The 11,232-nt window shown below is 39.3% G+C and carries 11 protein-coding genes; 5 read left to right on the top strand and 6 right to left on the bottom strand.

Translation table 11 applies throughout. The features are described from left to right. The first annotated feature begins 8 nt into the window (after nucleotides 1-8). A complete protein-coding gene (locus tag AC0VZ4_RS01010; RefSeq protein ID WP_475440661.1) occupies nucleotides 9-1,163 on the top strand; it encodes a tryptophan 7-halogenase in 1,155 nt (384 codons plus the stop codon). A gap of 304 nt (nucleotides 1,164-1,467) precedes the next feature. On the opposite strand, the gene AC0VZ4_RS01005 is transcribed toward AC0VZ4_RS01010, so the two are convergent. From AC0VZ4_RS01005 to ompR, 3 genes are all read right to left on the bottom strand, one after another. Beyond that, the gene (locus AC0VZ4_RS01005; protein ID WP_475441595.1) at nucleotides 1,468-2,352 is read right to left on the bottom strand and encodes an IS982 family transposase; all 885 of its coding nucleotides are present in this window, start codon (nucleotides 2,350-2,352) and stop codon (nucleotides 1,468-1,470) included. Nucleotides 2,353-2,830: 478 nt separating this feature from the next. Then, complete coding sequence (gene envZ / locus AC0VZ4_RS01000) at nucleotides 2,831-4,147, bottom strand: two-component system sensor histidine kinase EnvZ (RefSeq protein ID WP_007376426.1); 1,317 nt, start codon at nucleotides 4,145-4,147, stop codon at nucleotides 2,831-2,833. A 5-nt stretch (nucleotides 4,148-4,152) separates the two neighbouring features. Beyond that, nucleotides 4,153-4,872 carry an osmolarity response regulator transcription factor OmpR gene (ompR, locus tag AC0VZ4_RS00995; protein WP_007376425.1) on the bottom strand — a complete coding sequence of 240 codons (720 nt, stop codon included), beginning with the start codon at nucleotides 4,870-4,872 and terminating at the stop codon, nucleotides 4,153-4,155. A 195-nt stretch (nucleotides 4,873-5,067) separates the two neighbouring features. On the opposite strand from ompR, the gene greB reads away from it, so the two are divergent. The 4 genes from greB (at nucleotide 5,068) to AC0VZ4_RS00975 (ending at nucleotide 9,102) form a co-directional block, all read left to right on the top strand. Then, nucleotides 5,068-5,547, top strand: coding sequence for a transcription elongation factor GreB (gene greB, locus AC0VZ4_RS00990; RefSeq protein WP_475440660.1), 480 nt, complete (start codon nucleotides 5,068-5,070; stop codon nucleotides 5,545-5,547). Nucleotides 5,548-5,663: 116 nt separating this feature from the next. Beyond that, nucleotides 5,664-5,975 carry a hypothetical protein gene (locus AC0VZ4_RS00985; protein WP_007376423.1) on the top strand — a complete coding sequence of 104 codons (312 nt, stop codon included), beginning with the start codon at nucleotides 5,664-5,666 and terminating at the stop codon, nucleotides 5,973-5,975. Between the two features lie 50 nt (nucleotides 5,976-6,025). Then, nucleotides 6,026-6,607 carry a CBS domain-containing protein gene (locus tag AC0VZ4_RS00980; protein WP_007376422.1) on the top strand — a complete coding sequence of 194 codons (582 nt, stop codon included), beginning with the start codon at nucleotides 6,026-6,028 and terminating at the stop codon, nucleotides 6,605-6,607. Between the two features lie 167 nt (nucleotides 6,608-6,774). Next, nucleotides 6,775-9,102 (top strand): Tex family protein, encoded by a 2,328-nt coding sequence (locus tag AC0VZ4_RS00975; protein ID WP_475440659.1) that lies wholly within the window; start codon nucleotides 6,775-6,777, stop codon nucleotides 9,100-9,102. Nucleotides 9,103-9,174: 72 nt separating this feature from the next. On the opposite strand, the gene AC0VZ4_RS00970 is transcribed toward AC0VZ4_RS00975, so the two are convergent. The 3 genes from AC0VZ4_RS00970 to bioH form a co-directional block, all read right to left on the bottom strand. Further along, complete coding sequence (locus AC0VZ4_RS00970; protein ID WP_475440658.1) at nucleotides 9,175-10,020, bottom strand: putative metalloprotease CJM1_0395 family protein; 846 nt, start codon at nucleotides 10,018-10,020, stop codon at nucleotides 9,175-9,177. A gap of 4 nt (nucleotides 10,021-10,024) precedes the next feature. Further along, nucleotides 10,025-10,333 (bottom strand): hypothetical protein, encoded by a 309-nt coding sequence (locus AC0VZ4_RS00965; protein ID WP_007376419.1) that lies wholly within the window; start codon nucleotides 10,331-10,333, stop codon nucleotides 10,025-10,027. 90 nt (nucleotides 10,334-10,423) lie between these two features. Further along, nucleotides 10,424-11,161, bottom strand: coding sequence for a pimeloyl-ACP methyl ester esterase BioH (gene bioH, locus AC0VZ4_RS00960; RefSeq protein WP_475440657.1), 738 nt, complete (start codon nucleotides 11,159-11,161; stop codon nucleotides 10,424-10,426). Nucleotides 11,162-11,232: the final 71 nt, after the last annotated feature.

Below are 11,232 nucleotides of genomic sequence, written 5' to 3'. Positions count from 1 at the left end.
CTATGCCAATGATTAAAAATGAGGACGCAAAAAACAGTGTTGTGATCATTGGTGCTGGCGTGGCTGGATGTATTGCCGCGCTTGCTTTGTGCGATTCTTATAAGGTGACGCTTATCGATAAATCAGCATCTCCTGAAGAACGTATTGGAGAGTGCTTAGCACCCGCAGCAAGACGAATTTTAAAACAACTCAACTTACTAACTGAATTTGAAAGCCGATTAGAAACGGATATTGCACTTCCTCATCATTTGCCTAATGCCGGAATGCAAATAAGTTGGGGTCAAGAAGCCCTGCACATTGCAGATAACCTCAATAACCCTGATGGTTTCGGCTGGCGACTAGACCGAAAAAGGTTTGAGTTGTTTTTACGTGAAAAAGCCCAACAGCGAGGCGTGGAATGCATTTGGCCCGCTAAATTAATTAACAGTCAATACAAAGAAAACTCTTGGCATATTACACTTATAAATTCAGACTTAAATGAAGATCAGGAAGTAAGCATAGTATGTCCATTCGTTATTGATGCAACTGGTCGCCAAGCACATTTTGCCAAAAAGTATACCGATCGCCAGCAAAGTGATCGCCTCATATCATGCTGGGCAACTTTAGATGACAATAGCGAAAATAAACTGGGCAATATTCACTCAACTAATAATGGTTGGTGGTACAGTGCTCCACTTCCAAACCAGCGGCGTGTTTTAGCCTTCCAAACTGATTCAGACCTAATGCCTAAGGGGCTGCATCGCGATCCAGCATACTTTATTAAGTATGCTCAACAACACTCATCACTCGCAAAATTACTAAATGACAATCAAAAAACGCTAAATTTACAGGGCATTGTAAGTGCTAACTCAACACGTTTGAACAACTTTTCAGGTCAACAATGGGCCGCATTAGGTGATGCAGCTATAAGCTTTGATCCCTTGTCATCACAAGGAATTTTTAACGCAATGGCAAATGCGATGCAACTCGCATTACTGCTTAAAAAATCAAATATACTAAAAATTATCGACAATGATATACAACAGCACTTTAATAAAATTTACCAACAGCAAATAGAGCAAATATGGCGTCATTATTTACACCATCAACATTTCTTTTATAACCAAGAACAGCGCTGGTCTAAAATGCCTTTTTGGCAACGCAGACATCAATATAAAGCATAACCATGATTATTTTTACGCTAGAGTGTTGATCTTTCATGACTAAAGCTACTTTAGCTAGGGGTGATTTAGTTATCGCAGGAAGTTTGCAACCTAGTGGGCTAAGTAAGAGTAAACCGTCTCTAGGGCAAACCCAAAGGGCTGAGCATGTTTGGCATTTATGGGGAGTAAAAATATATATTAGCTATCCAATGCTAATAATTTTTCTAACTACTCGAATAATTACAAATCAAGTAGCTATAAAAAGTAAGGTCACTACTTAATCTTCGTAATACCAATCTGCTTAATTAAGTAACCTGAGTTCTGCTTAAGCGATAACTAATGCGTTAAGCTCTACGTCAGTTAAATTAAGGTGTGGCTTCTTTTCTTTCAAGCAATAAGCCACCAATCCAGCGACTAAATTCAACATAAAGCCGTTCATACTCCGATGTCTTGAATGTTCAATGAAGGATATGTTCTTGAGCTGGTCATTAATTGTTTCGATTATAAAGCGTTTTGAAAGCATTGCTCTATCCCATAATGACATCGCTTTTGCCTTCATATTTTTGCGAACCGTCGTAATGAGCTTTACCCCTTTATCGAGTAAATCGGCTTCTAAAGCTTTACTTAAATACCCTTTGTCACCATATAATTTATCCGTCAGGCAGCTCGCTAACTCACGCACTGGTTGAGTATCATGTACATTTCCTGTTGTCACTTTCGCAGCAACAATTTCACCATGGTGATTAACGATTAAATGTAGCTTGAAGCCATAAAACCATCCCATTGTTCCTTTGCCACGCTGGGCTATTCCATCAAAGGTTTTGTGTCTTGGAATACGAATATTATGGCACACTTTAATACATGTGGAGTCAATGAATTCAACGCCTGTGGGTTTACCTTTAAGTGAAGTAAAATAGGCACACATCGGCACAATTACCCTTGGCATAACGGCTAAAAATCGTGTGTAACTGAGCAAGTTGGGAAATTCACTTTTGTACATAAGTGATACATAGCCAAGGTAGTAATTTTTGAAATCTCGGTGATGTGACATATGAAAACTAATAACAATAGTCATAATTTCACTGGTCGTCATACGTCCTGAACGCTGACGTTTTTGGGTGCCATCTTCGAGTAATTGTTTTTCCCATTGGGGTATAAATACTTTGCAAAAATCATCGACATCGCAAAATAATTCAACTAATTTAATCATGCCTGTTCCTTGCTTATCCAATCGTTTTTGGTCGAAAGATCGGATCTCGGAACAGGCATTTAGTTCAATTTCTTAAACGAGATTCAGGTTAAGTAAGCTATTTTGAGGTAAGAAAACAGTGTCGATAATAAGGCAAAAATTCGTTATTTAGTTGTTCTATATAAGAAATATTTAACACAGTTAGCGTCAAGTTTAAGCTCTCAAATTGCTCAAAGATTATTACGAATTGGTATTAATGTATTAATGATGTAACAGCTCAAAAGCATACTAAGAAGCGATACAAACACTCTATTTTGCTCCATTATAAAAAACACTACGAAAAAGCTGTATACAATACCCTAATAAAAACGATTAATGCCTGACCGTACATAGCACATGTATTTTGAAATATGTGGAGGTAATCATATGGCTTATACCTTGTAAGTCTATTTGGTATTAAACACTTAGTTTACAGTTAGTAACTACACAGCTATTCGCTTTAAACAGCTTGGTTAGTTACTTTTATAGGCAAGTATATTTGCGCACTTAGCCCGCCTTCGGGACGATTTTCAAGCATCACTTTTCCATCGTGCATATCTACTATACGCTTGATAATTGCCAGCCCTAAACCACTGCCTTCGCTCCCTCGAGCAGCATCACCTTGCTTAAATGGTTCGAACACGGACTCTAACTCACTTTCAGGAATGCCGGGGCCATTATCGTTTACTGCAATAACGACATATTTTTTATTTGGACTAAAATAACTAAGTACTTCTATATCATCTTGTGAATAACGCAGCGCATTACCAATCATGTTTGTTATTACACGCTTAATAGCCACAGAGCTTAGCGGTATATTGCCAATACTTGGGTTCTCTTTAAACGTAATTACACGTTGATGCTTTAGCTCCGAATGAATAACTTCAGCCACCAGTGCATTTATATTTTCACAGGTTAGTTCTTCACGCTTATGATGGCGTAAGTACTCGATAAACTGGTCGATAATACCGTTCATGTCTTCAATATCGTAAATAATACCTTCGCGTAAGTACTCATCAGCTTCAGCCATCATTTCAGTCGCTAAACGAATGCGTGTAAGCGGCGTGCGTAAATCATGTGACACACCAGCCATTAATAAACGGCGGTCATTCTCTAGTGCAGCAATACCCCGCGACATCTGATTAAACGCGCGCGTTACTTCTATCACTTCTGTTGAACCTTCCTCTGCTAACTTAGTAGTAAAATCACCTTTACCAACTTTTATTGCAGCTTGCTGTAACGCTTTAAGCGGCCTATTGAGGTGCCTTGCAAACAACCACCCACCTAACACACTTAAAAATCCGATGCTTGATAAATAAAAAGTTAAAAACTCTAAATTATTCTCTTGGAAACCAGTTAACGGTACTTTAACCCAGTAACCTGGAGCTTGGGGGGCTTCGACCCAATATATGAGTGGACCAGTTTGGCTAATGCGCACACGCGAGAAGCCATTTAACTGTTTCGTCATACTGCGCGATAATCCTGAATACTCACGAGTTTGCCCTAACCCATTACGCATTGCCTCACGTTGAGTCATTACTTCAATTCCAGTGATTTCAAAAAACTTTTCTGAAACCTCGTCGTTTATCTCAATGCCGTCTTCCCAATCTATAAATACGGTTTTTATTTGCTTTGCGAGCATTAAATTTACTTGCTCAATTGTAGGCTTTACAACATATAAGCTTACTGTGACGTAAGACACTATTTGGTTTATTAGTAATAATGCGGCTACCAAAAAAACCGTTTGTCCAAACGCACTACGCGGAAAAAATCCCATATAAATTACTTTTCACCATCAGGAACAAATACATACCCCAAACCCCATACGGTTTGAATATAACGCGGATTGGCAGCATCAATTTCAATCATGCGTCGAAGTCGCGACACTTGCACATCAATACTTCGCTCAAGCGCACTGTAATCACGCCCACGCGCTAAGTTCATTAGCTTATCGCGGCTAAGTGGCTCTCGTGGATGCGAAACAAGCGCTTTAAGCACGGCAAACTCACCACTGGTAAGCGATATTGTTTTGTCCCCTTCACTCATTTCGCGCGTTGCTAAATTAAGCGTAAATTTACCAAAAGCGATCAAGTTTTCTTCAGCAGCTGGAGCACCTGGCACTTCTTTTGCGCGGCGGCGCAAAATTGCTTTTATGCGAGCAAGTAGCTCACGTGGATTAAATGGTTTTGGAATGTAATCGTCAGCACCGAGCTCTAAACCTATAATTCGATCTACTTCATCGCCTTTAGCGGTGAGCATAACAATAGGGATTTCGTTTTCTTTTTGGCGTAACCTGCGACAAATTGACAATCCATCTTCACCTGGAAGCATTAAATCGAGAACCATTAAGTGAAAGTTTTCACGTTCAAGGAGTCTGTCCATTTGCTCCGAATTTCCTGCGGTTCTAACAATAAAGCCTTGCTCTACTAAGTAACGTTCGAGCAAACTGCGTAAGCGCATATCGTCATCAACAACTAATACTTTTGTGGTCTCGTGTCCCATAATCTCTTTCTTATTTTTATATCCAATTATTAGTTAATATAAATGAAAAACTGAATAATCAAAAACTAATTACTTGCTTAGATTGTTACTGAACATTTCAAAGCTTACTTGCTCGTACTTTATTACATTTTACGCTCGACAAGTTTTGGCAAATTTAATAACGTGCACACCATTAGAGTTAATAAAGAATTCACCATGAAAACAAATTTAGTTACCCGCGAAGGTTACTTACAATTACAACAAGAACACGACCAACTATGGAACGTTAAACGCCCAGAAGTAACAAAAATAGTCAGCTGGGCGGCCAGTCTCGGAGATCGCTCTGAGAACGCTGACTATCAATATAACAAGCGTTTGCTTCGCCAAATTGACCGTCGTATACGCTATTTACGCAAACGCATACCTGATTTAAAAATCATCGACTACTCTCCCGTTCAAGATGGAAAAGTGTTTTTTGGTGCATGGGTCGAAATTGAAAACGAAGAAGGTGAAGCTAAAAAATTCAGAATTGTCGGACCTGATGAAATTTACGACCGAAAAGATTACATATCAATAGACTCACCTATGGCGCGTGCATTGATTAAAAAGCAAGTAGATGACGACTTTGAAGTACCTACTCCTCAGGGTAAAAAGCAATGGTATGTAAACAGTATTGATTACCAAAAAAAGAAATAAAAAGTTTTGATTCAGATCATGTTAACTTTTGATTGTGTAAATTAGGTCAATAAGCTATAAATGAATTATTCAAGTTGATTTGTTTAATTTGAAAGAAGTTAATTAAGGTCGTGGGTATGTCAAACATAGTACAGCGCATATTAAATAATGCCGTATTGTTTGCACTTTTAATGAGTGTAAGTTTGACGCTGCATGCCAATAACACTGAAGTAAACCTTGATAACGCTAAACTATCTAATCACTTTATTGCTTGTGATATTCCTGACCAGGCAAACCTCGATTTTGACGTAGACTCTCACGTTAATACTATTACCTTTAGGTCGCCTCAACCACTTCCTAATGTCGTAGATTCTTTTTATAAGAGCACCAATCTAAACAGACCTTTTAGCACTGCGTACCAACGCGGACCACCTAGCTATTTAATTTAATTCATTATTTTACAACTTAATTAAATTTTATAACGACTAAGGTGACTACTATGTCTAACTTTAAAGAATTACGTACTCAAAGCATTTCTCACGGCGTTATTGCAAGCACATTTGCAGATGACCAACCATTAATTGATTTAGCCTCTCCGGCATTAAAAGTGGTAAATAATTTCACTCAAAAAACACCTGTCCGCGCCCAGTATGAAACAACAATTGAAGCAGCACTAAAACAGATTAGCGCTCAACAATCTGATTTTGTCTTAGTAACGGACGACAACCAAAAATTAATTGGAATAGTTTCAAGTGCTGATTTACAAAGCTCAAAAATCACGATTATTGCCCAGCGTTTAAATACACCGCGTAATGAAGTTAGCTTACGCCACATAATGACACCAATAAGTCAGTTAATGAGTGTAAGTATGCAAAGCTTAAGCTACGCATGTATTGGTGATGCGTTGCAAACAATGGAGCATCAAGGGGTGATGTTTTTATTAGTGACTACAACTGACAATGAAATTTGCGGTTTAATCTCAGCACGTCAAATTACTAAAGCGCTACATATCCCTCTGCATATTACCCCCATAGCTAATTCATTCAGTGAAGTATTAGAAAACATAGAGCACCCTCACTAGGGGCTCTTTTAACGCTATAATTACCCAATCAAGCCAACCATCTTAAAGCAAGGAAAATAGCTTGCTTTAAGAGCTTTTTATTACAACCTCGTGTGATATTATTCAAGCAATTAGTCGTATCAGTTAACTTACTAACTGGTCTTATTTTTGTTTAAAAAGGTTTTTGCATGAGCGATATCTCTGCACGTTTAGCCGGTGAGCTAAATGCACAACAACAGCAAGTTGTTGCTGCAACAAAGTTACTTGATGAAGGTGCAACTGTGCCTTTTATTGCTCGTTATAGAAAGGAAGTAACCGGTGGCTTAGATGACACCCAATTACGACTTTTAGAACAGCGTTTATCATATTTACGTGAACTAGAAGAACGCCGCAGCTTTATTTTATCAACCATCGAATCTCAAAATAAATTAACAGCAGAGTTAAAGGCAGATATTAATACTGCGCAAAGCAAAACTGAACTTGAAGATTTATATCTCCCGTATAAAGCGAAGCGCCGTACTAAAGGCCAAATAGCAATTGAGGCCGGATTAGAGCCACTTGCTGATGCACTGTTTAAAAATGCTAACCTTGATCCTGAACAACAAGCTGAACAATTTATAAATATCGAAAAAGGCTTTGCTGATATAAAGGCAGTGCTTGAAGGTGCTAAGTTTATTTTAATGGAGCGCTTTGCTGAAGACGCAAAACTACTTGCTAAATTTAGAAGCCACATTAGCCAAAATGGCGCAATTCAAAGTACCGTTATTAAAGGCCAAGAACAAGCTGGCACTAAATACCGTGATTACTTTGAACACCAAGAGCTTCTAAAAAAAGTACCTTCGCATCGCGCACTTGCAATGCTGAGAGCTCGAAATGAAGGTGTACTTCAGTTAAATGTTAACCCTGAGCCTAGTGCTGAAAATTCAGCGCAACTTTGTGCCAACATGATTGCTGAGCATTACCGTTTAGATATTAAATATAAAGCGGCAAGTCCTTGGTTATTAAACGTTGTGCAATGGGCGTGGAAAATTAAATTAGGGCTGCATTTAGAAAACGAATTTTTTGCAGCCATGCGCGAAAAAGCAGAAGCTGGTGCAATCGACGTATTTGCTAAAAACTTAAAAGATTTATTAATGGCAGCACCTGCAGGCCCTCGTACTACTTTAGGTCTTGATCCAGGCCTTCGTACTGGCTGTAAGATTGCCGTTGTTGATAGCACAGGTAAATTACTAGCTACACAAACTATTTTCCCTCATGCACCACAAAATCATTGGGATAAATCAGTGCGTACGTTAGAGCAACTTTGTCGTCAGCATAAAGTTGAGCTAATTGCGATTGGTAACGGTACTGCATCACGCGAATCAGATAAGTTAGTTGCTGAACTTATCAAAGCAAACAACGAACTTAAACTTAGTAAAATTATGGTTAGCGAAGCGGGTGCATCGGTTTACTCAGCTTCTGAATTTGCAGCTAATGAATTTCCAGATTTAGATGTTTCTATACGCGGCGCTGTTTCTATTGCGCGCCGCCTACAAGATCCTCTTGCTGAACTTGTTAAAATTGAGCCAAAATCAATTGGTGTTGGCCAATACCAACACGATGTATCGCAAAGCCAATTAGGCCAAAGCCTTATTTCAGTAGTTGAAGACTGTGTAAACTCAGTAGGCGTAGATTTAAACATGGCATCGGTACCGCTACTTACACGCGTATCTGGTTTGAACAAAACATTAGCGCAAAATATCGTTAATTATCGCGATGCTAACGGCACATTTACTAAACGTAGTGAGCTTAAAAAGGTTGAGCGTTTAGGGCCAAAAGCATTTGAACAAGCGGCTGGTTTTTTACGTATTAACAATGGTAGCGATCCGCTAGATAACTCATCAGTTCACCCTGAAGCTTATCCTGTTGTTAAACGTATTTGTGAATGCAATAGCGTCGATGTCAGTAACCTAATTGGTAACAGCGACTTTTTAACTAAACTTGCTGCTAACGATTACACTGACGAAAAATTTGGCTTACCAACCGTTACCGACATTATTACTGAGCTTGATAAACCAGGTCGAGATCCTCGCCCTGAATTTAAAACGGCTGAATTTAAAGCCGGTGTTGAAAAAATTAGTGATTTAAAACCAGGTATGATTTTAGAAGGCGTGGTTTCAAACGTTGCTAATTTTGGTGCGTTTGTTGATGTAGGTGTTCACCAAGATGGTTTAGTGCATATTTCAGCAATCACGAATAAATTTATATCAGATCCGCGTGAAGTTGTTAAAGCTGGTGATATTGTAAAAGTGAAAGTCGTAGAAGTCGATGCAGCGCGTAAACGTATAAGCTTTACTATGCGCTTAGATGACGACATTGACACAAGTAATAAGTCAGCAGCTCCAGCTACGCAAAAGCCACAAGCACGTGCTAATAATTCGCAACCTCGTGCTGCAAAGCCTAAACGTGACAACGGTAATGCGTTAATGGGTAATGCATTTGCCGATGCGTTCGCTAATGCTAAAGTGAAAAAATAATAGTTGTACAGCTAAGCTAAAACGAAAAAAACCGCGTAAGCGGTTTTTTTGTGGTTACGTTTTGCTCAATTATTAACTTAGCGCTGAAAAAGCACTTTGGCTCGCCGGAGATGTTGCCATTTGATAAAAATTAGCAATACGCCCTGCACGTGCTTCAACATCGGCATCACGTGTTGGCTCATCTATTTTAGCCTCGTCGCTTTCATCGCTAGAGAATGAAGCTTCAACTTTACTTTGTGCATCTTCGTCATCTTCGCTTTTAGGCTGAGCAAGCTCTGCTTGAGCTGCTGCTAACTTTTGCGTAGCGTCAGCGGCAATAGAGCGGTCAGCTCCCGAAGGCTCAGCAGGTGCTAATGCAGCAGCGCGCACCGTTTGCATTTTATCAATCGTCGCTTGTGGGTCGCTGGGTATTTCTGATACATCAATTTGTACTTCTCCGCCAACTGCGTAATTAGTACCATCGGGCCCGCGTTGATATTCATAACTTGGCGAACCTGCATGTTGTCCACCTACAGAGGCATGCGCTTGTTCGTGTATTCTGACTTCGGTATCTCGAGCCTTTAGCTCTTTAATTTGTAGCTGTTCTTGCTCTAATTGCAGCTCTTCTTGCTCTAATTCTTGTTGCTCACTTGCTTCGTTTTCTTGTTCAGAGCCTTCAGGGTTTTCTGAGTTTTCATCGCGTTGTTGAACTGATTTTTCGTCTGTTGTTTTTCCCGTTGCATCATATGTTACGCTATCACTTCCACCTGGCAACTTCGCTTTTTCAGCGTCACTTTGGGCTTTAGTTTCGGTATTACTTGCGCTACTTGATGCTGGTGCAGGAATGACTTCGCGTAGTTGGTTGTCACGTCGTGCAGTTTCCGTATAAACATTTGCTGTGTTTATATTAATAGATGGAAATGGCGTGACAATATTCATAATATTAAACTTTAATATCGATTAACGTGCCAAGTACATCATCGGCGGTTTGGATTGACTGCGTGTTTGCCTTAGCGTTAAACTCTTCAACTTTTAAATTAACAAGTGCTTCATCAACACGGGCTGGTTGTGCTACTGGTGCTGTAATAGCTTCTTCAGGGCGTGCTGCCGTAAGCTGACGTTGCTGCGCTAACTGCGCGTCGTCTTGCTGTTCAATATTGGCACGATTAATCTCAGCACTGGCCTTTTCGATACCTTGGCTAGCACGATTAAATCCTTCAACACCGTTATTAAATACAGATCCGATTGGCATATTAAAACCTCCACCAAATTAACATTGCTTAATTATCGCTCAGGTTATGCATAAAATAAAGCTTTAAACTGCGCTATTTTCAGCTCAATTTTAAAGCATTGATTTAACGACAGATAAAAACTCTCTCTTATGAGAAATAAATGGGGCGTGCGATGCTTTATCAAGCACTTCATATTCAAACTCAGTATTTAGTGCTGATATTTCCGCAATCGCTTTATAAGGTACAAGTGCATCTAAACGCCCGAATATACCTTTAATAGAGACCGGGCAACGAGTAAATAACTCACGCAGGTCTTCGTTTTTTAAAATATCCAAACCTGCCATAAGCGCTTCAGTATTTGGTGCGCTGTACTGATTTAGTAATAGTTTAAGTTGCTTTATATCATCCCTTGCCGACTCACTTCCCATCGCTTGAATTGCTAAAAATCGCTCTATCGTTTTTTCTCTATGATTAACTAGTTGGTCTTTAAATTGTTCTAATACTTTGGAATTAATACCAGGCCAATCTATTTGCTCTGCAAAAAATGGCGTTGATGCAACCAATATTACTTTTGACACTTTTTCAGGCCAATGCTTAGCAATATACAGTGCAAATAAGCCACCTAATGACCAGCCCATTAAAATTGATTGTGGTTGTAGTTGTTCACTCAAAAGTGCGGCTGCATCATGAAGTGTATAAGGGCTTGGGCAAGCAATACTATTACCAAACCCAGGTAGGTCAAGGCTGCGTACATTCCCTGAATATAAAAATTCAAGCTCTGGCTGAACCAACTGCCATACCCCCTGATTCATTCCCCAACCATGTAATAACACTAATTCGTTTTGCATATTTGCCTAACCTTTACCAAACTTAAGCTCATAATAACGATTAAAGAGATGATTGCAATGTACGGTTCAAA

This window comes from Pseudoalteromonas sp. QJM3NY_22 (assembly GCF_056173065.1).
Note: the sequence above shows the minus strand (reverse complement) of the source record. Positions and strands in the feature narration are given on the sequence as shown.

Excerpts from the sequence above, each read along its gene's own strand:
- AC0VZ4_RS01005 (WP_475441595.1), bottom strand. The coding sequence starts at position 2,352 with ATGATTAAATTAGTTGAATTATTTTGCGATGTCGATGATTTTTGCAAA.
- greB (WP_475440660.1), top strand. The coding sequence starts at position 5,068 with ATGAAAACAAATTTAGTTACCCGCGAAGGTTACTTACAATTACAACAA.
- bioH (WP_475440657.1), bottom strand. The coding sequence starts at position 11,161 with ATGCAAAACGAATTAGTGTTATTACATGGTTGGGGAATGAATCAGGGG.
- AC0VZ4_RS01010 (WP_475440661.1), top strand. The coding sequence starts at position 9 with ATGATTAAAAATGAGGACGCAAAAAACAGTGTTGTGATCATTGGTGCT.
- AC0VZ4_RS00965 (WP_007376419.1), bottom strand. The coding sequence starts at position 10,333 with ATGCCAATCGGATCTGTATTTAATAACGGTGTTGAAGGATTTAATCGT.
- AC0VZ4_RS00975 (WP_475440659.1), top strand. The coding sequence starts at position 6,775 with ATGAGCGATATCTCTGCACGTTTAGCCGGTGAGCTAAATGCACAACAA.
- ompR (WP_007376425.1), bottom strand. The coding sequence starts at position 4,872 with ATGGGACACGAGACCACAAAAGTATTAGTTGTTGATGACGATATGCGC.
- AC0VZ4_RS00985 (WP_007376423.1), top strand. The coding sequence starts at position 5,664 with ATGTCAAACATAGTACAGCGCATATTAAATAATGCCGTATTGTTTGCA.
- envZ (WP_007376426.1), bottom strand. The coding sequence starts at position 4,147 with ATGGGATTTTTTCCGCGTAGTGCGTTTGGACAAACGGTTTTTTTGGTA.
- AC0VZ4_RS00970 (WP_475440658.1), bottom strand. The coding sequence starts at position 10,020 with ATGAATATTGTCACGCCATTTCCATCTATTAATATAAACACAGCAAAT.
- AC0VZ4_RS00980 (WP_007376422.1), top strand. The coding sequence starts at position 6,026 with ATGTCTAACTTTAAAGAATTACGTACTCAAAGCATTTCTCACGGCGTT.